Genomic DNA, 20,270 nt, shown 5'->3' on the forward strand with positions numbered 1-20,270 from the left:
CAGGTTGATTGTAATCGACCATGCGTTCGACAGCCGACGGAACGCCGACTGCCGCGCGCAGATTGCGTTCCGTCTTTCTATGCCCAAAACTGTTGCGTTCGCACATTAGCAAGGAACCTGCGGCTATGTTTGCCCAGATCAAGCGCATTCTGGTTGGCCGTCCGATTGCTACCGAACACCAACACCAAGAACGGCTCAGCAAAACGACAGCGTTGGCAGTCTTTTCATCAGATGCGCTCTCTTCAGTCTCGTATGCAACCGAAGCCATCCTCACTATTCTCATTCTTGGCGGGAGTGCGGCGCTTGGTCTCTCGTTGCCGATTGCTGGCGCGATTGCGTTGTTGTTGCTGATCGTTGGTTTTTCTTACCGGCAGACGATCAAAGCGTATCCGCAAGGCGGGGGCGGCTACATCGTAACGCGCGATAATCTTGGTGATATGCCGGGTTTAGTAGCCGCCGGCGCGTTGCTCATCGATTATGTGTTGACCGTCGCGGTCAGCATCTCGGCTGGTGTCGCTGCAATCACGTCATTGGCAACGAACTGGGGCTTTCCGGCGCTCCGCGATCATGCAGTTGAGATTGCCCTCGTCTGCATTCTGATCGTCACCATTACCAATTTGCGCGGCGCTAAAGAGAGCGGCGTGATCTTTTCCATCCCGACGTATGGGTTTATCACCGGCATTCTCTTGATGATCGTCGTCGGTGTCGGGCATGATCTCGTATTTGGCGCCGAGCCGGTGACGCATTCAATTGATCCGGACATTCCTCCCACCGGCGAGGCGCTCTCGCTGTGGTTGATTTTGCGTGCCTTTGCCGCCGGTTGTACTGCTCTGACTGGGATTGAGGCGATCAGCGATGGCGTGCAAGCGTTCAAACCGCCAGAGGCGCGCAATGCGGCGATCACCCTCACGTGGATGATCTCGCTGTTAGTCACGATGTTTCTAGGTATCACGTGGCTGGCGTACACGCATCAAGCGGTACCGAATGAGTTTACTCACGAGACGATCGTCTCGCAGATTGCGCGTACAATCTTTGGCGTGGGGCCAGTGTACGTCTTCATTCAGGTAGCGACTGCCTTAATTTTGGTATTGGCTGCGAATACGGCCTTTGCTGACTTCCCGCGCCTCGCTTCCTTCCTCTCACGCGATCGCTTCTTACCGCGCCAGTTTGCCTCGCGAGGCGACCGGTTGGTCTTCTCAAATGGGATTCTGGTGCTGGGAATGTTTTCAGCCCTGCTGGTGGTTATCTTTCGAGCTAATGAGATTGCTATGCTGCCGTTATATGCGGTAGGTGTATTTACTTCCTTTACCCTCTCGCAATCGGGCATGGTTCGCCGTCATTTGCGTTTGCGCCAACCGGGGTGGCTGCACAGTGCCATGATCAACGGTTTCGGCGCCTTCCTCACGGCGATCGTGCTGGTGATCTTAATGGTCACGAAGTTTGTTCATGGCGCGTGGATGGTGATCACGGCCATCCCGATTCTGGTCTTGATGTTCCGCGCCATCAACCTGCACTATCGCCGCGTGGCCGAGCAATTGTCGTTGAGCGGCGCTATCTTGCCGCCCGAACTGCGCCGCCACACGGCGATTGTGCTGGTGAGCGGCATTCATCGTGGGGTGTTGCCGGCGTTACAGTACGCTCGCTCGATCGCGCCCGACAATGTTACCGCTGTATACGTCGATCTTGATCCTGATGCAACCGAGAAGTTACGCACGCGCTGGCGCGATTGGGGGTGCGATATTCCGCTGGTCGTGCTCGAATCGCCATTCCGCTCGCTGATCAACCCGATTGTGCGCTACATCGAAGAGGTCGAGACGCGTTATGGTGATGATGTGATCACGGTGATCTTGCCCGAATTTGTGCCGGCGCGTTGGTGGGAACACCTGTTGCACAACCAGACCGGTTTGTTGATCAAAACTACCCTGCGATTACGCGGCAATGTCGTGACCAGTGTGCCGTATCGGTTAGAGCGGTGATTTTGTTGAGAGGGGCGCACAGTGTATGCCCCTACGATCTTCTCGTGATATGATCAATTGCTCGGTTACCTCCAGCCATACGCTGGATGATCTGCGCCCGATCGGGCAATGCCGTATCACCGACCCCTTCTACAGCACAGGCCGCAGCGGCGGCGGCGAATCGGGCTGCAGCAAAGGGATCGCCAGTTTCCCACAGCCGGATGAGGAAGGCGGTGGCAAAGACATCGCCGGCGCCGGTGGGATCGCACTCTTGGGCTTGGTAGGCGGGGATATGGTGAGGCTTGCCGTGCAAGAACATCGTCGCGCCGCGTGCGCCGTAGGTGACAATGCCGATCGGCGTGAGGCCGGCATAATAGGCGGCTAATTCATCATCGCCTCCCACATCTTCGCTGCTGAGACTGAGCACATGCAGGCGCTCCAGTTCTTTGGGCGCGGGTTGCCAGCGGCGCAGCCGAATAGGTGATGGCAAGTCATCGTTCCAGTCACGCAACCATCCTTGGGCTGTGGCGCCGATCAAGGCGCTCGGAAAAGCTGTAGCTAATGTCGGGGTGCATTCATGCACGACCGGGCCGAGCAAGACGATGGGGGCAGTGCGCCAGCCAAGTGGGATAGCGGTCGCGCTAATTGCCGGTGCCACTGCATGAAGCCACTGGCGTCGGCCAGTAGGCGTGTAGCGGTTTTCAAAGGTTGAACTAATGTGGGTCGCAATGTTTGCCCATGCCACCCCGACGGGGGCCGGTTCGGCGCTAGCGGTGACAATTGCCGGACGCAAGCCAAGCCGTTGTGCCAGCAGCGCAGCGAAGCGAGCGGTGCCGCCAGCGGCAGTTGCGTCAGCCGGCAGCAAATCGCGGGTCACGTGGCCGATAGCAACAAAATCAATCATAGGGTGCCAGCGCAAACGTGAAGGCGAGATAGGTCGTAGACGAGAAACAACAGTTTACGGCGACGACTCGCTCGTGGCGCGTTTGACGTAAAAGCAAGATAGGTCGTCAACGAGAAACAAGCGGGGGCCAGTTAGCAACCAGCCCCCTACCGGTTACGATTTTGCCGGATAGATCACAATCTTACGATTCTCGCCCTCACCGGAACTCTCGGTATAAATCGTCTTGTCGTCGCGCAGGGCAAGGTGAACGATCCGTCGCTCGTAGGCAGCCATGGGTTCCAACATAATCGGCCGGCCGGTCTGGCGCACCCGTTCCGCCATCCGGCGGGCAAGACTTTCGAGGGACTCTTGGCGGCGTTGGCGATAGTTGCCCACATCAACCACCAACTGCGGCCATGCATGCACGCGCCGGCTCACCAACAGATTTAGCAAAAACTGGAGCGAGCGCAGCGTCTCGCCGCGGCGTCCGATCAGTAGCCCCATCGCCTCTTCGTCGGCACCCTCAACGTGCAAGGTAATTGTATCTTCCGGTTCACCCTGCGGGCCGGGCACCCGCGCGACAACAGCCGTCACATACGCATGGATATCCATGCGTTCGAGCAGATCTTCGAGGATACGTTGGGCAATAGCGCTCACCTTCTCGATGGACGGTCGCTCTTCTTCATCTTCGACAACGGTGACGCGCACCAATGCTTCGTCACCATTCTCGCCCGGATCAAGCACCTCAATCGCCACTTCATCGCGATCGCGGCCCAATTGGGCCAACGCCAGCTCGACAGCTTCGGCGACGGTGCGCGCGCTGATCTCGATGCGCTTCATAGACACCTCTCGGTCACTGTGACCGGTTGCTTAAACGTATCTTGTCCCTAGCGACGGCGACGCGGGTTTGGGTGCTGGCGCGCTGCGCGATGCTCTTCGCCAGCGGTCTCGCTCGGTTCTACCGGCGCTTCAGTCAACGGCCGCATCACCGACCAGAAATCAACCTTTGGAGTTTCAGGTTGCGCTTCAGCCGCCTGACCGGCAGGTGCCGGCGCAAACGATAATGCTGGGGCAGGGCGGTTATCGGGGGGCAGGAAGCGCAGGTAATTGGCCAACGATCCCCAACCCGAGGTGAAATACTGCTGGATGACGCCAATGACGCTGCTAATGACCCAGTACAGAACTGCGCCAGTAGGGAAGGTAAAGGCAATGTAGCCGAAGACGAACGGCATAATCAACATTGCCTGCGTAAACGCCTTTTGTTGCGGATCTTGCACCCGCGGCGTCGCCATCAACTGTTGCATCAACTGCAAGACGATCGAGAGCACCGGCAAGATAAGATAGGCGAAGCCGGCGAACCCATTAGGGCCAAAGGCTGGAACGCCGAGATCCATGCCAAAGAAGGGGGCGGCAAGGATCTGGGCCAGCCGTTCGTCTTTCAGCATTTCAGCGGCGGCGGCGCTCAGGTTGACCCGTTGTTCGGGCACCATCAGGTGATACACCGCTTGGTACACGCCGAAAAAGATCGGCAATTGCAGCAAGAGCGGCAAACATCCACCGACCGGATTAATCTTATGTTCACGGTAGACACGCAGCGTCTCTTCTTGGAGGCGCTGGGGATCTTTGCCGTATTTGCGCTGGATCTCCTTCAAGATCGGCTGCACCTCTTGCATACGGCGGCTCGAACGGAGCGAACTGAGCGTCAGGGGCAGAATAACGAGGCGCGCCGCGATTGTGAAGAGCACGATCCCTAGCGCCATGTTGCCAGTCAATGATGAGAAGAAGAGCAGCAATTGTTCGAGCAAACCAACAAATGCCGACCAAATGTTCATGATGATCCCCGTTCGTATTGTGGATGTGAGGTTGCCGATGTCGATGCAGTTGATTCGGGTTCCGGCGTGTTTAAGAGACCGGCCTGTCGCAGAAGTGCGGCAATATCAGCTTGTAACTGGCTAAAGGGCGCTTCAACCACTTCAGGCGAGCGGATGATAACGACCAAATCGTAGCCGCGCTGCAATGATGGTAGCAACAGGCGAACTGCCTCACGGACGCGCCGGCGAGCCCGATTTCGTTGCACTGCGCCGCCGATCCGCCGGCCTGCGACGAACCCGCAGCGCACTGCATTGCGCCGGCCCGGTGCGGCAGTTAGGGCCAGCCACGGTGACGTAACGGTGCGACCTTCTTGCCGGACGCGGCGAAATTGTTCGGGCCGGCGGAGCCGATTTGCGCGTCGCATAGGTAAAAAAACAAACGGGCTATCGGCCACAGATGGCGCAATGACCAGCCGCTGAGGGCGACTCTGTAGGCGATAACCCGTCCCATCCCGTCATTAGCGGTGTCCGCGGCGCACCGCTCGCCGCTCATCACTCACCGTCAGTTTCCAGCGCCCCTTGAGACGCCGGCGACGGAGCACTGCGCGCCCGTCTTTGGTCTCCATCCGCGCCCGAAAGCCGTGTTTGCGGCGGCGCGGGATACGCTTCGGTTGCCATGTTCGCTTGGGCATTGTATGTACTCCTCAGAGATTATCTCTTTATTGACAAAAACTGTTGCCATTATACTCGTCGCGCTGGATGCATGTCAAATAGTCGCCTGCCGGCAACGTCGCCGGCAGGCCAGTTAACATCCTCAAGCGGTGCGCTTATTCATCGTGACCAATTTGCTGGAGCGTGCGCCGGATCGCATCGCGCTGGCGGCGGTTCGATGGGCGCTCAATCTCGTCTTCATCATCATCGTGGTCGCGGCGGCGGCGATCACGGTCACGATCGCGGCGATTGCTCGGCCCGCCGAACTTCGTCAACAGGTCTTCAATGGTAGCATTGCCCTCAAAGGTGTCTTCATCTTCCTCGCCGACGACATACATTTCAGGAGCCGGCTGGGCGCTGCGCCGTTCGCGGCGATCACGCCGCTCGCCGCGCTCGCTGCGTTCGCCGCGCTCGCTGCGTTCGCCGCGTTCACCCCGCTCACGGGCTGCCTGTGCGGCCGCGGTATAGCGCTCAAAGTTACTGCGGCCACCACGGGCAGGCGCGGCCTCTTCCGCCGGCTCACTTGCCTCAGCGCTCGCCGCTGCTTCCGGCTGCTCCTCTTCAAGGCGCATAGTCAGGCTGATCCGCTTGCTCTGCTGATCGACACCGAGTACCTTCACCTTCACCTTATCGCCGACCTTAACCACATCTTCAACCTTGGCCACGCGGTGCGGGGCGAGCGCCGAGATATGGACGAGGCCATCGCGGCCAACGCCGATATCAACGAAAGCGCCGAAGGTAGCGATACCGCTAACGGTGCCTTCGACAATCTGGCCCGGCTCAAGCTGCTGCATACGCTGGGTGCGCAGCGCCCGGCGCAGGCTCAGGCTGATGCGGGCAGCCTCGCCATCAATCTCAAGCACCTTAAACTGATAGCGCTCACCGACCTTCACCGCATCTTCCGGCTTCTCAACCCGACCTTCGGCCAGTTCGCTGACGTGGATCAAGCCATCTTTGCCGACGCCGATATCGGCGAAGGCGCCGAAGGGGGCAAAGCCGGTAATCACACCTTCGACGACATCACCAACGCGCAGACTGGCCAGCTTCTCGCGGTCGATCTCTTGACGGCGCGGCTGCGATTGTTGCTGCGGTTGGCGCGCACGGCGCGGCGTTTCCGCCCGGGCAGGGTCGCGCATCGTCAAGCTGATCCGGCGCGCATCGGTATCAATACTCTTGACCCACACCTTTACCGTATCGCCGATCTGCACCAATTCCGAAGGCGTCTCTATCCGGCGATCGCTCATTTCTGAGATATGGACGAGACCGTCGCGGCCCACGCCAATATCGACGAAGACGCCGTACAACGCGATCGACGTAATCTTGCCTTCCAGTTCCATGCCGGGTTGCAAATCCTTCAACCGGCGCGGTTTTTGCAGTTGTTGTTCACCCACCGGCGTAAAACTTGCGCCGGCCGGTTCCGCCGCGGAGGGCGCACCTTCATCTGCGGTGGCTGGAGCCATTGCCGCCGGAGCATCAGCAGCCTCCCCTGCGGCGGCGGGCTGGTCCGCCTCCTGCTCAGGGGTAGGCGCTACCGCCTCTGCCGGCTGAGTAAGCGCGGCGACGGCAGCCTCAGCCGCCGGAGCAGTAGCTGCCGCGAGAGGCGTGTCAGGCAGCTCGCCCGCAGCGACCTCATCCCTACGTACCTGATCCGTCATTTCCTACCTTCCTCCTCACGTAAACGATTACCGAAGCTATGGTTGTGGCATCAAGCAACCACGTTGCCGGACGCACACCGACGTATATTACGAGCGCATTTGCTGCCGCACCGCACGGACAAGGCCGTCATCATGCAGATCTTCCAACCGATAGTACACACCGCGCAAACATTCGGCCAGCCGGCGCGAGAGGCCCCGATCGAAATTCGGGTGCTCGGTATCGATCACAATTGAATGGATCTGATGCGCGGCGATCATCTCTGCGATCCGGTACGCCTCTTGCTGGGGCGGCAAGTCCGACAGCGCCACATTTGCCTGCCCGTCTGTTAATAGTACCATCAGCGGTACCACTTCTGTATCACGCCGGCGAGCGCGTTCGAGCAACTCGAAGGCGGTAATCAAACCGCGTGACAACGGCGTCTTGCCACCGGTCGGCAGCGATTGCAAGCGGCGTTGCGCCAAATCGACGCTGTTGGTCAACGGCAATAGCACGCGGGCATAATCGCGCTGAAAGCTGACCAAACCCACCTGATCGCGGCGTTGATAAGCATCGCGCAGCAGCGAGAGGACAGCGGCTTTGGTGGCTTGCATTCGCTCTTCGGCGGCCATGCTCCAACTTGCATCAACCACGAAGCACACCGCATTGCGCGTGCGGCGGACCCGCACCTTTTGGCGGAGATCAGACCGCTTAATCAACACTTTTGGATGCCGGCGATGGGGCGAGCCAATGGTATGCATCAACTCAGTGCGACGCTTACGCTGATAGATCGCCGCTTCGCGCAAGGTGGCATCGAGCGCCAAATCGGTCACACGCGCGGCGCGACGGCTGGTAATGTAGCGCCCTTGCTTGCGCGTCGTGCGCGAGCGCGAGCGGCGACCGGGAGCGTGACGTTGACGGCGATCAGGCGTCGCTTCGAGGCGGCGCGGCTTAAAGATGTCCCCAGCTTTGTATTCAGCACCGCCGGTTGATCGATCATCGGTTGGCGTGGTCGCTTCGGGCGTACCGGCCCCGCCAACCGAAACCGTGGCGCTGCCGCCGCCGCTCTCATTGCCGCCTTCATCGTTGCCATTGCTCACATCGGTGAGGTCAGGGTTTTTTTTTACTTCAGCCTGCGCACTGACCTCTTCGACCCGCTTGCCATATTGGTCAAGGATGCTGGCCATCCGTTGCTCGTCAAGCTTGACTTCGCCGAACGGTTGGCGGCGCATACGGTGGGGCAGGGCCAGTTCGGCGGCCAGCCGGATATCTTCGGCGAGCAGCATGCGCCGGCCACTCCAAGCCGCGTGGGTACGGGCCGTTTCAAGGATGGTCAGATCGGCGCGGTGGCCATCAACCCCCATCTCAATGCAGAGACTGGCGACAACCGCCATGTCGGTGCGATCGATCCGCACTTGAGGCAGCAAGGCGCGGGCAGCGGCAATTCGTTGCGCCAATGACTCCTCAGCTTCGTGCCATTGCTGGATGAAGCCGAACGGATCGGCTTCGTAGGCCATGCGCCGCTCGATAACGGCCACACGGTCATTCACATCGGTCAGGCCAACCACTTCCACCGCCAAGCCGAAACGGTCGAGCAACTGCGGGCGCAATTCACCTTCTTCGGGGTTCATCGTGCCGACGAGGATGAAGCGGGCCGGGTGCGACACGCTCACACCCTCGCGCTCGACGGTGTTCACGCCCATCGCTGCGGCGTCGAGCAGCAGATCGACGAGATGATCGTCAAGCAGATTGACCTCATCAACGTAGAGCACACCGCGATTGACTTGCGCCAGCAACCCCGGCTCAAAGCGGCGTTGACCTTCGGTAATCGCGTGTTCGAGGTCGAGCGAGCCTACCACCCGGTCTTCCGAGGCTGAAACCGGCAATTCCACCAGTCGGATCGGGCGCACCATCGTTGGCAGCGGCCCTTGCGCGAGACGGGCTTGGCAAGAAGCGCACAGCGTCGCCGGCGTGTCGGGATCGCAACTGTAGGGGCAATCAACCACTACGTTGATCGATGGCAACAAGCGCGTCAGCGCGCGCACCGCGGTTGATTTGGCCGTCCCCTTCTCGCCGCGAATCAGCACGCCACCAATGCGGGGGTTGATCGCATTGAGAATCAGAGCGCGTTTGAGCCGCTCTTGGCCGACAATGGCGGAGAATGGATAGACCGGTCGTTGCGGAAGGCTTGTGATATTCACGACAACAAAAATCTTCTAGCTCAATGCGAGCCAGAAGCCATAGCAGCAATGCCGCATAATGTTGGGATGTGGCATCTTCATCATCCGGCGAGCAAACTTGACCTACGGCAATGCTTACAGCGAACACGTCCACGTGCTTGCAACGAAGCATCATAGCAATTGTGTCATAAAGCCGCCGAAAAGTCAAATGACGCTGTGCGTGATCAGGGGAGAATGGGAGACGGATGAACGCGGGTGGAGGAATGGTACGTAGATGGACACGGATCCGTGTCTGAATTACGGTGGGCCAGTATGCTATAATATAGCGATTCAATCCGGGCTTATCCCGGCGTTGAGTTTGGTGACGGCAGCAGCGGGCTGCCGGCGGGTAAGACGTGGAGTGTACTCGTGGGTTTCAACCCCTTCAATACGATTTTTGGCGCTTTTAGCCGCGATCTTGGCATTGATCTGGGCACTGCCAACACGTTAGTGCATGTGCGCGGCAAGGGCATTGTGATTAGCGAACCATCGGTGGTGGCCATCGATACGCGCACCAAGAAGGTTCATGCGGTCGGGGCGGAAGCCAAGGCGATGGTAGGCAAAACGCCGGCTAATATCGTGGCGGTGCGTCCATTGAAGGATGGCGTGATCGCCGATTTCGATGTGGTCGAGCAGATGCTAGCCTACTTTATCAAGAAAGCGCATGCCTATGCCGCATTGCCGTTAGTCGATCCCCGCCCGCGGGTGGTGGTCGGCGTGCCATCGGGTGTGACGGAAGTCGAGAAGCGCGCGGCGCGCGAAGCGGCGCTGAATGCCAAAGCGCGTGAAGCTTACGTGGTGGAAGAGCCGATGGCGGCTGCGATCGGGGCCGGGTTGCCGGTCGAAGAGCCAATTGGATCGATGATCGTTGATATTGGCGGCGGCACCACCGAGATTGCGGTGATTGCCCTTGGCGGCATTGTCATCAATCACTCGATCCGGATCGCCGGCGACGAGATTGACGAGGCGATCATTCAGTTTGCCCGCCGCGAATACAACCTCTTGATTGGTGAACGGATGGCTGAAAAAGCGAAAATTGCCGCGGGTTCGGCCTATCCGCTTGATGAAGAGATTAAAGTGGTGTTGCGCGGGCGCGATCTGCTAACCGGCTTGCCCAAAGCGATCGAGATCAGCTCGGTTGAGTTACGCGAGGGCATTGCCGGCCCGGTGAATGCGATTGTCGCCGAAGTGCGGGCCGCGCTCGAAGAGACGCCGCCGGAGCTGGTGGCCGATATTATGGAGCATGGGATCATGCTGGCCGGCGGCGGCTCGTTGCTGCATGGCCTTGATAAGCGGATTGCAGCTGAGACGCGCATGCCGGTGCATATCGCGCAAGACCCGCTCTCGTGTGTGGCTCGCGGCGCCGGCAAGATGGTCGAACACTTCGATAATAGCGTCTATCAAGATATTCTGACGCGCGCGCAAACGAGCCGGCGGGTACGGAGATAGCGCATGCGCGACTTTCTCGACAGCAGATTACCCTTGACTAGCAGGCGAAGGCGGGTACGGAGATAGCGCATGCGCGACTTTCTCGATGATCGCCCACTGAAATTACGCCGTGATCGCAGCGGCGATCGTCATTATTGGCGAGTAGTCGCGCTAGCGGTTGGGTTGGCGTTGATCAGCGTACTGCTAATCATCCTCGACCGGCAAGGGATTGTGGCGCCGGCGCGGTTGGCAGTGCGCGAGGCGGTGCAACCGCTAGCCGGCTGGTTGAGCGAGCGCCGTGCTATGATCGAGTCGTGGTGGGCGACACCGCGTGACGTGGCGGCGTTGCAAAACCGGATTGCTGAACTGGAAGCGGAAAATGCGCGCCTCAACAGTGAAGTGCTGCGACTTGAACAGGCGCGAGTTGAGAATATCTTTTTACGTCAGCAACTGGCCATTACCCGCACGTACCCATGGAAAATCCTCGGCGCTGAGGTGATGGTGCGCGCGCCCGATGCGGCGCGGCGAGTGTTAACCATCGCGCGCGGCGCTGAGGATGGTGTGCGGGTAGGAATGGCAGTGATCGGGCAGCAACCGGGTAGCTCACCGGCCCTCATTGGTGTCGTAGAGGCTGTGGGGCCGCGCACCGCCGATGTGTTGATGATTACCGATATCAGTAGCCAGCTCAGCGTGCGTTTGTTGCAGGCCGATGGCGCACCGTTAGGGTTGATGCAAGGTCAATGGCAGCGCGGCTCGCGTTTACGGGTGGAATTAATCGATCGCAACGTAACGATGCGGGTGGGCGAGCGGGTGGTGACCGCCGGTTTGAGCGGGGCGCTTGATCTGCCACTCGATCTGGCGGCGATGCCGGCAGCCGTGCCGATCGGTGCGATCGAGACGGTACAGCAAGAGGGACAGCGCCAGATAGGTGCGATCAGGCCCTTTGTCGATCCGGATCAGGTGCGCTACGTGTGGGTGATTCTCAGCCAAGACGAATAGAAGAACGGCTGGCGCGCGAGCTGGGGCTGGCCTTGGTTTTGCTGGCGCTGGCGCTCGTGCAGGTAACGTTGCTGACGGGCCTCGCAGGCTTTAGTGTCCCGATCCTGCTGGTACTGGCAATTGCGCGCGCCTTGGTTGGCGCCGGCACTGCCGAACCGGTGCGCGGGTTGATGCGCGGGGTGTGGTGGGCATTTTACGGTGGGTTGGCGCTTGATGTGTTGGGCACTATGCCGCTCGGCAGCCATGCCGTGGCCCAACTCCTAGCAGTGGTCATTGTCAGTTTAGCTGCCCGGCGGTTTGCCGTAGAACGTCCGCTCGTACCTTTGCTAGCCGTGGCTATTGGTACGGTTATCTACGAAGTAACGCTGGCCTTGATTACCTCACCGGTAATCGCAGATTGGCAGAGGTATGGGTTGGTGGTGGTGGCCCCATCGGTGCTGCTGGCTTTGATTCCAACCCTGCCGGCGGTGGCGATTGTTTACCGGTTGGTGCGAGCGGATGGGTAGATAAGCGAAAGGCTGATGCCCAGTTATGGCGAGAATCATTGCGCTACGGAGTGTCTTATTGCTCGTGGTGGTTGTGCTGGTGGCGCGGCTGGCGCAACTGCAACTGGTGCAAACTGATGCGCAGCGGTTTGGCGCCGATATTGAAGTCACCACCCGTCGGTATCTGACCAACCAACCGCGGCGCGGCGAGATCTTCGATGCGCGCGGGGCATTACTTGCCGAGAGCGTGCCGATCTATAATCTGGCAGTGGTGCCGGGCCAATTGCCGTCAGCAAGCAGCGCGCCTGAGCAGCGGGCGTTGACGTTGGCCCGGCTGGCGCAGATTGCCGGGTTGCCGGCAACTCTCATTATTGATCCTGCCAGCGCAATTGAAACGACCCCCGGCTTGCGCACCGAGTTAGCAGTATTGGGGACACTGCCTTCGCTCACGTCAACTACGACCCTCACGCTTACCATTGCTCCGCCCGATATCTTGCGTGCACTAACGATTAGCCAAACCTATCGCGACGTCGCAATACTGGCCAATCCGGTCGAACAGCTTTTGCAACAGGCCAACGCTCGGAGTTACCAGCCGGTCGTGATTAAAGAGGATATTTCGCCGGAGTTGGTATTAGCATTGCGCGAAAACGCCAATTACTTGCCCGGCGCACGAGTGATCGAAGGTTTCCGCCGGCGTTACCCGTTGAGCAGTGCCATTCCCTCGCTGTCGCACCTGCTCGGTTACGTGGGCCGGATCAATGCCTGCGAGCTAGTGGCCGTGAATCCGGCCAGCTCGTGGCTGCGAGGTTTGGTTGATATTACGGCCAACGCGCCAACGTGCGGACTGATGACCAAGCGCATTGATCCGGCCAGTGTTGGGTTGCCGCCCTATTTGCCGAGTGATCAGATTGGCAAAGATGGCCTTGAAGGCGCGTATGAGCAGGTGTTGCGCGGTCAGATGGGTATTGACTCATTGCTCGTTGATGCGTTGCAGCGCCCGGTCAGCGATGTTACTACGCTGCGCCCGGTCGCCAACGGTCATGATCTGGTGCTGACCATTGATGCTCGGTTTCAGGCCGAAGTTGAGCGCATCTTACAGCGCTGGATCAATGAAGGCGAGCAGCGGCGGCAAACGGTGCGCGAAGCGCACAAACGGGCATATGATCCCATCGTGGCTGGGGTTGCAGTTGCACTCGATCCGCGCAACGGACGAGTGCTGGCGATGGTCAGCCTGCCCGATTACGACAACAATATCTGGGTTGATCCGGCGCGGGCCAATGATCTGCGGGCATTGCTAGCACCGCCGAGCGCCGAAGCGCAACGCGAGTTGCAGCGGCTAGCGCCGTTTACCAATCGCGCTATTGCCGGTCAATATCCGCCCGGTTCAACACTAAAGCAGTTCGTGGGAGCGGTAGCGTTGCAGCAAGGGGTGATTGCTGCCGATACGAAACTCCGTGATCCCGGTCTGCTACGCCTGATTGAACGCAGTGGCGCTGAGTTTATTTTGCCCAACTCGGTGCGCAATCGTGACAATGGGCTGATTGATGTGCGTGATGCGCTGCGCCTCTCGTCAAACGTCTTTTTCGCCAGTATTGCTGGCGGCAACGATCAGGCGACCAACCTTGATCAGCGTGCCTTGCGGATCACTGGTCTCGGTATTGACCAACTAGTCGAGGGGTTGTCGTGGTTCAATTTTGGCCGGCCAAGCGGGATTGATCTAGTTGGTGAGGCTGGCGGGCGAGTGCCGACGCGGGCGTGGAAGGCGCAGGTCTTGCGTGAAGCGTGGACGACCGGTGATACCTACAATACCGCGATCGGTCAGGGCTATCTCGAAGTGACGCCACTGCAACTGGCGGTGGCTGCCGGCGCAATAGCGACCGATGGCACCCTCTATCGCCCGCACGTGGTTGACCGGATCGTTGATGAGAATGGCCAGCTTGTGCAGCAAATCCAAGCAGAGCCAATCGGAAAAGCACCGATCGATCCACAACATCTGGTGACGATTCGGCAAGGTCTCTGGGCTTCGATCACTGACGGTTTGGGTGTTGCAGCACGGGAAGCCTGCTCGGGTTTGCGGATTGCCGGCAAGACGGGTACAGCCGAGTTTGGGCCGTTGCTCACCACTGCCGATGGCCGGTTGGTACGGCAAAGTCATGCATGGTTTGTTGGGTTTGCCCCCTACGAAAACCCTGAGATCGTTGTGGTTGTGTTGGTGGAAGGTGTCGGTGACCTCAATGATGGTTCATCAACGATTGCCGTGCCGGCGGTGACGCAGATCATGCAGGCCTACTTCGGGATCACTCCGCCAGAAAATCCGCCGCCATTCTGTCCAGTGTTACCACGGTAGAGCAAACACGTATCCATTCTGGTGGAGCCAGACAGAGCGATGTTAGCACTGCTAACCGTTGTTGTTTGGTGATGGTCGCATCTCCCTCGCTCTCGCCAAGCCTTAGGTGAGGCTTTGATTCTCCATCTCTTCGCTCGTGATGGCAGGCGTGATGCATACCTTACGTTACCCCTCTGATCCCCGTGGCAACGTGACGGTGAAGGTACTTCCCTTACCAAGACCGGCGCTGGCGGCGCTGATGTCGCCGCCCATGGCCCATGCAAGATGGCGGGCGATGGTGAGGCCGATGCCGCTGCCGCCACTGGCCCGCGAGCGCGACGGGTCAGCTCGGTAAAAGCGCTCGAAGATGTAAGGTAAGTGTTCGGGGGCGATGCCGATGCCGGTGTCGGTCACGCTAACCTGTACTTGTTCGTCGGCGATGGTAGAGCGGATGGTAATGCAACCACCTTCGGGAGTGTAGCGTATCGCGTTGCCGATAAGGTTAAGCAAGATTTGAGCGACGCGGTCGGGGTCAGCGTAGGTAAGAAGTGGCCATTCATTATATTCGTAGACGATCCGTAGACAGCCGTCGAGCACTTGTGGTTTCAGTTGAGCGACGACGCGCCTAATGACATCGTTGATGTCGAACGTAGTGAAATGCAAGGATATTTGGCCAGCTTCGACCCGCGATAGTGTCTGCAAATCGTCAACTAGGCGGCGCAAGCGGCGCACTTCGTGTTGCATGTCGATGAAGGTTTCGGGGGCATTGGGCAATACGCCGTCGATTAAGCCTTCGAGGTAGCCTTCGATGCCGGCCAGCGGGGTACGTAGTTCGTGGGCGACGTTGCCGATCATGGCAACGCGGCGCTGTTCGATCTGTTCGAGCGCTTCAGCCATCTGGTTGAAGCTTTCGGCGACGGCGCGCAGTTCGTCGCTGGCCGGCACGTGTACGCGCTCGTCGTAACGACCGGCGGCGATGCGCTGGCTGCTGCGGGCAATGCTGCGCAGCGAGCGCAAAATGACTTGCACGAGCAGGATGCTGGTGGTGAGGCCAGCGATGGTAGCGGCGATCGCTGCGACAGTAAGGGCTTGTATGACGGTTGCGCGCACGGTGGCAAGTTGATCGGGAGAGACAGTCTGTTCGAGTAGGGCGTTGGCGGTGAGGCTGAGTGCCACCACGCCAACGACAACGACCAGCATTTGGGCGCCGATGATTTGCCAGCGGAGTTGTCGCCAGAAGTGAATCATTTTGGCATGCCGATCAATAACTAAATTGGGTAATGAATCGTTCTGCAGCGCCGTATGGCTGTGCAGCTCCTACCCCATTGCTAACGATCCGTTCCATAAAGCCGCACGTCCGTGCGGCTCCCCTAGGGATTAGCAACCTAAGGGTTGCCTCCTACGCCGGCGTATCAACGAATCGGTAGCCGACGCCGCGGGCGGTACGGATGAGGTTTTCGCCGGTAAGGGCTTCGATTTTGCGCCGGACTTGACTGACGTAGACATCAACAACTCGGTCGGTGCCGTAAAAGTCAGCACCCCATACTTTTTCAATTAGGTCTTCGCGACTGAGAACGCGGTTGTGGTTGCGAGCGAGCGCCAGCAGCAGGTCGAATTCGGTGGGGGTGAGTTCGAGCAATTGGCCGGCGGCACGCGCTTCGCGGGTGTCGGGGTCGATTTCGACGTGGGTGAAGCGCATAATCGAACTCTTGGCCGGTTTGCCGCGGCGCCGGCGCAAGATGGCTTCCACGCGGGCAACTAACTCGCGTGGGCTGAATGGTTTAGTTAAATAATCGTCAGCGCCGACGCGCAAACCGGCGACGCGATCCATCTCGTCGCTGCGCGCGGTGAGCATCAAAATGAAGACGTCGGAACGTTCGCGCAGGCGGGCAGCGAGTTCCATCCCGTCCATGCCGGGCAGCATTAAGTCGAGCACGATCAGATCGGGCTGATCTTCGAGCGCCATCTGCAAGCCTTCGGGGCCGGTGGTAGCGCATAAGACACGATACCCAGCGTGTTCGAGGTAGGCTTTGGCGACGTTGCGAATGCTGGCTTCGTCATCGACGACGAGGATGGTCGGTTGCATAGATCCCTCACCGTTGGCGACAAGGTGGTCTACCGGATGGGCTATATCGCGCGGCTTGACTGCTCTTGGGTCGTTGCGAGGAAATGATGGAGGTACACAATAGCGTGGTGTACCCTGTCCCCGCAGCAAATTCTTCTGTTAAAGCGCATTATACCGGAGCGGACTGATTCCGTGATCGGGGGCAATGTCGCTATGGCGAGGGAGCGGCGGCGTCTAGCCGCGCTGGGTGTTGCTCGACCGCAGTCAGCCCCCTTTAGCGAAGCGCATGCCTGAGCAGGCTGGTTCTGCGCTTGCAAGAGATTGCTTCGCTGCAGGGCGCTGGCCCCATGCTGCCCCTCTGTGCGGCTCGCAATGACAAGTGGGAAAGGGGAGTGATTGCTGTGCCGCATAGGGTATAGCACTGCTATGCCACTGCTATGGTCACGTCCGCGCGTTGCTGAGAACGACGCCGAGCAGGTTGGCTTTGACCTTCTCAAGCTTTTGGCGCGCCTCGCGCACGCGGTCGCGGCGCGAGCGACCGGCTTGCACCACGAGCAAGACGCCATCGACGCGAGTAGACAGAACAAGTGCGTCGGTGTAGCTTTGCACCGGCGGCGTATCGAAGATCACGATGTCGGCGGTTTGGCGCAGGCGGGCCAGCAGCCCTTCCATACGGCGTGAGCCAAGCAGATCGGCGGGACGGGGAGGCAGCGGCCCGCTGGGCAACAAGCTCAATCCCGGCACTTCGGTCGGCTGGATGGCGAGCGGCGCATCTTGATCGAGAATCGAACTGGTGAGACCCTGTTCGTTCGAGATGCCGAAGATGGTGTGTAGGGCCGGCTGGCGTAGATCGCAATCGACCAGCAAGACTCGCTGTTCGGCTTGGGCCATGGTAACGGCCAGATTCGCGGCGGTCAGACTCTTTTCCGGCGTTGGCTCGGCGGCGGTCAGCAGCAACGTATGGATCGGCTTATCGAGACTCGAAAAGAGAATATTGGTGCGCAGCGTGCGATACGCTTCGGCGGCGGCGGAGGCCGGTTCGCGCAGCGTGATCAACATCTGCTCGGGCGACGATGTCACGAGCATCACTCCTGCCTGTCTTTACAATAAGCGTGAAGGCGTGAAGCGGTGGGCGGCGCAGCAGTAGCGTTGCCGCCCTTCATCTGAAAAACTCACTTCTCGGCCAGCGGAATCGCCCCTAGGGTTGGCAGGCCGACAAAGCGTTCCACATCCTCCGGCGTTTTGAGCGTGTCGTCGAGGTATTCGAGCACAAACGCCAGCAATACGCCTACCACCAAGCCAAGGATCGCGCCGGCCAGCATGTTGATCCGGGTATTAGGCCGGATCTCGACCAGCCGGGCCGGTTGGATGCGAGTAACGTTGATCCGAGCGGTGCCTTCGAGGGTGGCGTTGATTCGGTTGACTTCGGCAACAATCCGTTCGCCGACCGCATCGGCCAGCGCCTGTGATTGATCGAGGCGTGGCAGATCGACTTCGATCACAATCTTCTGCTCATCGGGGCGCGGTTGGATGTTCACATCACGCATGAGGCGTTCGCCGCTGATGTCGAGGCCGATCTGCTGGCTGATCTGGTCGAGCACGCTCGGTTGCATCACCAGCTCGCGGTAGCTGTTCATCGAGTTGCGCAGCACAATGTTGAGGCCGTTGTCAGCTTGATTGGCCAGCGCTAGATAGACTGCCTGCGAGCGGAAGGTTTGCGGCAGTAGCTTACTGATCGCATACGCGCCGACCACTGCCGCGATTGCAGTGAGGGCAATCACCCACCAGCGCTTGATCAGCACATTCACATAGTCGCGGATTTCCATAAGCGTTCCCCTTGGGCCGGGCGCAGCACAGCGGCGACGACCGCGAGCGCAAACCCGGCAACGAAGCCCAACGCAGCGCGGAGGGCGGCATCGAACAACGTCGTGCGCAATGAAGCGATCGGTTGTGGCTCGCTAGCCCCATCGAGTACCACCACATTCAACTGAGCGTTGGTGCGGCCCCAAAAGGTGAGACCGTCGCTTTGCAACAGCGTAATTGCCGCTTCGACCAATGCTTGGGCCGCTTGCGGTGAGGCAGCCTCGCCACGTAGATCAACGGTGCGGTGTAGTAGGGTTACGCGCAGCCCCTGCTGAATTTCAGCCGTCGTCAAGGGGACGTTGCGCGCAGCAAGTAGTGGCTGTAGCTTGTTGGCAAACGCGGCACTGCTCAAGACTTGCGGCAAGTCATCGAGCAAGAACTCAGTGATCTGCCAGTTATCAACCGTGTCTTCTGCCCCAACAATCGGATAAGTGATCAACAACCGGGATGTTGCGGCATACCGCGGTGGTTTTTGCAGATCGAACCAGAGACTCAACCCGCCGGCAATCAGTGCCGGCAGCAGTATAAGCAGCCAAAACCGGCGGGCAATGCGAATAAGCGTGATGAGTTCCATAGTGTAGATAATAGCGTCTTATGCAAGATTGCGGGGTCGGATAGCGACAGTGATCAGCGACGTTGCCGCTCTCGCTCATCTTACTATACTTTAGCCATTGCGTTGCTGATCATCCTGCTGCAACCGATTGGCGATACAGACTCTGCTCAAACTCAAGCAGGCGTCCAGCGCGTTGGGCAGCCAACGCCTCATCGAGAAAAGATCGCATAGCGGTAAGGAAGCGTTCACGACTGAACTGTTCGGCGTGGTGGCGCAGGGTGAGCGAATCGACTGGATCGGTGCGAGAGAGGGCAACGGCGGCGGCCAGCGCGGCGGCGGTCGGCTGGTAGAAGAAGCGTCCGGTTACGCCTTCAACGAGCGTTTCGAGTGCGCCGCCAGCAGCATAGGCGATGACGGGCCGGCCAACCGCCAATACTTCCAGCGGGGTAATGCCAAAATCCTCTTCGCCGGGAAAGATAAAGGCGCGGCAGCGGGCGAACAGATCGAGCCGGGTTGCTTCATCAACCCAGCCGAGAAACTCGATATGGGGGCCGGCCATCCGCTCGAGCCGCGCGCGATCACGGCCATCACCAAAAATCTTGAGCGGTAGGCGCAGATGGTTAAACGCCTCGATCGCCAATTCCAGCCGCTTGTAGGGGATCAACCGCCCACCTGCGAGGTAAAAGTCTTCGGGCTGGCGTGGCTCATAGGGTGGCAGATCGACCGGCGGCGGGATCACCATCGCCGGGCGGCGGTAGTAGCGGGCAATCCGTCCGGCGACCTCGCGTGAATTGGCCACAAAGAGATCGACCCGATTAGTGCTGACAGCATCCCACATACGCAGATAATTGAGTAGAAACGGCAACAATCGTGCTTGGAGGCCGCTAATCTGTTCACGAGCGACATAATCGCCGGTGCGCCAAGCGAAGCGCATCGGTGTGTGGCAATAGCAAATATGCAACGCTCCCGGTCGGGGAATGATTCCTTTAGCGAAGGCGCTCGAGCTACTGATAATGAGATCATAGGCTCGCAGATCAAACTGCTCGAAGGCAGTGGGATACAGCGGCACGTAGCGGCGAAACTGGGTGCGCCATGCCGGCAAGCGCTGCATAAACGAGGTGCGAATATCCCAGTGTTGGTAAGCAGCCGGCATAGTTGCCGGATCGAAAATTGAGGTATAGACCGGCGCTACCGGGAACAGCTCGTGGAGGGCTTCGAGCACGCGCTCGGCGCCGCCGTATTGGTTCAGATAGTCGTGTACCAGTGCGACCTGCATAGCCAACACCTATCCTATCCGGCCGGTTGCCGTTGCCGGATAGGATAGCACATTCCTGCGGTTG

The 20,270-nt window shown here is 59.4% G+C and carries 18 protein-coding genes; 5 read left to right on the forward strand and 13 right to left on the reverse strand.

The window, feature by feature from the left end:
- Nucleotides 1–125 precede the first annotated feature (125 nt).
- Nucleotides 126–1,976: an APC family permease gene (locus Q1A00_RS03775; protein WP_298403934.1), complete on the forward strand. Its 1,851-nt coding sequence runs from the start codon at nucleotides 126–128 to the stop codon at nucleotides 1,974–1,976.
- A 31-nt stretch (nucleotides 1,977–2,007) separates the two neighbouring features.
- On the opposite strand, the gene Q1A00_RS03780 is transcribed toward Q1A00_RS03775, so the two are convergent.
- The 7 genes from Q1A00_RS03780 to Q1A00_RS03810 form a co-directional block, all read right to left on the reverse strand.
- A complete protein-coding gene (locus Q1A00_RS03780) occupies nucleotides 2,008–2,859 on the reverse strand; it encodes a PfkB family carbohydrate kinase (RefSeq protein ID WP_298403937.1) in 852 nt (283 codons plus the stop codon).
- A 153-nt stretch (nucleotides 2,860–3,012) separates the two neighbouring features.
- On the reverse strand, nucleotides 3,013–3,678 hold the full coding sequence (jag, locus tag Q1A00_RS03785; RefSeq protein ID WP_298403940.1) for an RNA-binding cell elongation regulator Jag/EloR: 666 nt from the start codon (nucleotides 3,676–3,678) through the stop codon (nucleotides 3,013–3,015).
- Between the two features lie 47 nt (nucleotides 3,679–3,725).
- Nucleotides 3,726–4,670, reverse strand: a complete 945-nt coding sequence (locus tag Q1A00_RS03790) for a YidC/Oxa1 family membrane protein insertase (protein WP_298403943.1) — start codon at nucleotides 4,668–4,670, stop codon at nucleotides 3,726–3,728.
- Nucleotides 4,667–5,074: a ribonuclease P protein component gene (rnpA, locus tag Q1A00_RS03795; protein WP_298403945.1), complete on the reverse strand. Its 408-nt coding sequence runs from the start codon at nucleotides 5,072–5,074 to the stop codon at nucleotides 4,667–4,669. The genes Q1A00_RS03790 and rnpA overlap by 4 nt, the downstream gene beginning before the upstream one ends.
- Nucleotides 5,075–5,167: 93 nt before the next feature.
- Complete coding sequence (gene rpmH, locus Q1A00_RS03800; protein WP_298403947.1) at nucleotides 5,168–5,341, reverse strand: 50S ribosomal protein L34; 174 nt, start codon at nucleotides 5,339–5,341, stop codon at nucleotides 5,168–5,170.
- A 135-nt stretch (nucleotides 5,342–5,476) separates the two neighbouring features.
- The gene (locus tag Q1A00_RS03805; protein WP_298403950.1) at nucleotides 5,477–7,015 is read right to left on the reverse strand and encodes a S1 RNA-binding domain-containing protein; all 1,539 of its coding nucleotides are present in this window, start codon (nucleotides 7,013–7,015) and stop codon (nucleotides 5,477–5,479) included.
- Between the two features lie 87 nt (nucleotides 7,016–7,102).
- A complete protein-coding gene (locus Q1A00_RS03810; RefSeq protein WP_298490012.1) occupies nucleotides 7,103–9,193 on the reverse strand; it encodes a putative cobaltochelatase in 2,091 nt (696 codons plus the stop codon).
- Nucleotides 9,194–9,580: 387 nt separating this feature from the next.
- On the opposite strand from Q1A00_RS03810, the gene Q1A00_RS03815 reads away from it, so the two are divergent.
- From Q1A00_RS03815 to Q1A00_RS03830, 4 genes are all read left to right on the forward strand, one after another.
- Entirely contained in the window at nucleotides 9,581–10,660 is a 1,080-nt protein-coding gene (locus Q1A00_RS03815) for a rod shape-determining protein (protein ID WP_298403956.1), read from the forward strand.
- A gap of 69 nt (nucleotides 10,661–10,729) precedes the next feature.
- Nucleotides 10,730–11,638: a rod shape-determining protein MreC gene (gene mreC / locus Q1A00_RS03820; RefSeq protein WP_298403959.1), complete on the forward strand. Its 909-nt coding sequence runs from the start codon at nucleotides 10,730–10,732 to the stop codon at nucleotides 11,636–11,638.
- The gene (gene mreD / locus Q1A00_RS03825) at nucleotides 11,611–12,144 is read left to right on the forward strand and encodes a rod shape-determining protein MreD (protein WP_298403962.1); all 534 of its coding nucleotides are present in this window, start codon (nucleotides 11,611–11,613) and stop codon (nucleotides 12,142–12,144) included. The genes mreC and mreD overlap by 28 nt, the downstream gene beginning before the upstream one ends.
- Before the next feature lie 25 nt (nucleotides 12,145–12,169).
- Entirely contained in the window at nucleotides 12,170–14,470 is a 2,301-nt protein-coding gene (locus Q1A00_RS03830) for a penicillin-binding transpeptidase domain-containing protein (RefSeq protein WP_298403965.1), read from the forward strand.
- A gap of 165 nt (nucleotides 14,471–14,635) precedes the next feature.
- Here the strand turns inward: Q1A00_RS03830 and Q1A00_RS03835 are convergent, their stop codons facing one another.
- The 6 genes from Q1A00_RS03835 to Q1A00_RS03860 all read right to left on the reverse strand — a co-directional run bounded on the left by Q1A00_RS03835 (nucleotide 14,636) and on the right by Q1A00_RS03860 (nucleotide 20,206).
- A complete protein-coding gene (locus Q1A00_RS03835; protein ID WP_299755336.1) occupies nucleotides 14,636–15,697 on the reverse strand; it encodes an ATP-binding protein in 1,062 nt (353 codons plus the stop codon).
- 151 nt (nucleotides 15,698–15,848) lie between these two features.
- Nucleotides 15,849–16,535, reverse strand: coding sequence for a response regulator transcription factor (locus Q1A00_RS03840; RefSeq protein WP_298403971.1), 687 nt, complete (start codon nucleotides 16,533–16,535; stop codon nucleotides 15,849–15,851).
- A gap of 420 nt (nucleotides 16,536–16,955) precedes the next feature.
- Complete coding sequence (locus tag Q1A00_RS03845) at nucleotides 16,956–17,600, reverse strand: CpsD/CapB family tyrosine-protein kinase (protein WP_298403973.1); 645 nt, start codon at nucleotides 17,598–17,600, stop codon at nucleotides 16,956–16,958.
- Nucleotides 17,601–17,686: 86 nt separating this feature from the next.
- Nucleotides 17,687–18,340: a YveK family protein gene (locus Q1A00_RS03850; RefSeq protein WP_298403975.1), complete on the reverse strand. Its 654-nt coding sequence runs from the start codon at nucleotides 18,338–18,340 to the stop codon at nucleotides 17,687–17,689.
- Complete coding sequence (locus tag Q1A00_RS03855; RefSeq protein WP_298403979.1) at nucleotides 18,319–18,951, reverse strand: lipopolysaccharide biosynthesis protein; 633 nt, start codon at nucleotides 18,949–18,951, stop codon at nucleotides 18,319–18,321. Before Q1A00_RS03855 ends, Q1A00_RS03850 begins: the two co-directional genes overlap by 22 nt.
- 109 nt (nucleotides 18,952–19,060) lie before the next feature.
- Nucleotides 19,061–20,206 carry a glycosyltransferase gene (locus Q1A00_RS03860; protein WP_299755342.1) on the reverse strand — a complete coding sequence of 382 codons (1,146 nt, stop codon included), beginning with the start codon at nucleotides 20,204–20,206 and terminating at the stop codon, nucleotides 19,061–19,063.
- Nucleotides 20,207–20,270: the final 64 nt, after the last annotated feature.

It is taken from the genome of uncultured Chloroflexus sp. (assembly GCF_938091255.1).
Lineage (GTDB): Bacteria > Chloroflexota > Chloroflexia > Chloroflexales > Chloroflexaceae > Chloroflexus.

Excerpts from the sequence above, each read along its gene's own strand:
- Q1A00_RS03835 (WP_299755336.1), bottom strand. The coding sequence starts at position 15,697 with ATGATTCACTTCTGGCGACAACTCCGCTGGCAAATCATCGGCGCCCAA.
- Q1A00_RS03845 (WP_298403973.1), bottom strand. The coding sequence starts at position 17,600 with ATGCTCGTGACATCGTCGCCCGAGCAGATGTTGATCACGCTGCGCGAA.
- Q1A00_RS03850 (WP_298403975.1), bottom strand. The coding sequence starts at position 18,340 with ATGGAAATCCGCGACTATGTGAATGTGCTGATCAAGCGCTGGTGGGTG.
- Q1A00_RS03840 (WP_298403971.1), bottom strand. The coding sequence starts at position 16,535 with ATGCAACCGACCATCCTCGTCGTCGATGACGAAGCCAGCATTCGCAAC.
- rnpA (WP_298403945.1), bottom strand. The coding sequence starts at position 5,074 with ATGCGACGCGCAAATCGGCTCCGCCGGCCCGAACAATTTCGCCGCGTC.
- Q1A00_RS03790 (WP_298403943.1), bottom strand. The coding sequence starts at position 4,670 with ATGAACATTTGGTCGGCATTTGTTGGTTTGCTCGAACAATTGCTGCTC.
- rpmH (WP_298403947.1), bottom strand. The coding sequence starts at position 5,341 with ATGCCCAAGCGAACATGGCAACCGAAGCGTATCCCGCGCCGCCGCAAA.
- mreC (WP_298403959.1), top strand. The coding sequence starts at position 10,730 with ATGCGCGACTTTCTCGATGATCGCCCACTGAAATTACGCCGTGATCGC.
- Q1A00_RS03775 (WP_298403934.1), top strand. The coding sequence starts at position 126 with ATGTTTGCCCAGATCAAGCGCATTCTGGTTGGCCGTCCGATTGCTACC.
- Q1A00_RS03780 (WP_298403937.1), bottom strand. The coding sequence starts at position 2,859 with ATGATTGATTTTGTTGCTATCGGCCACGTGACCCGCGATTTGCTGCCG.
- Q1A00_RS03830 (WP_298403965.1), top strand. The coding sequence starts at position 12,170 with ATGGCGAGAATCATTGCGCTACGGAGTGTCTTATTGCTCGTGGTGGTT.
- Q1A00_RS03860 (WP_299755342.1), bottom strand. The coding sequence starts at position 20,206 with ATGCAGGTCGCACTGGTACACGACTATCTGAACCAATACGGCGGCGCC.
- Q1A00_RS03855 (WP_298403979.1), bottom strand. The coding sequence starts at position 18,951 with ATGGAACTCATCACGCTTATTCGCATTGCCCGCCGGTTTTGGCTGCTT.
- Q1A00_RS03805 (WP_298403950.1), bottom strand. The coding sequence starts at position 7,015 with ATGACGGATCAGGTACGTAGGGATGAGGTCGCTGCGGGCGAGCTGCCT.
- jag (WP_298403940.1), bottom strand. The coding sequence starts at position 3,678 with ATGAAGCGCATCGAGATCAGCGCGCGCACCGTCGCCGAAGCTGTCGAG.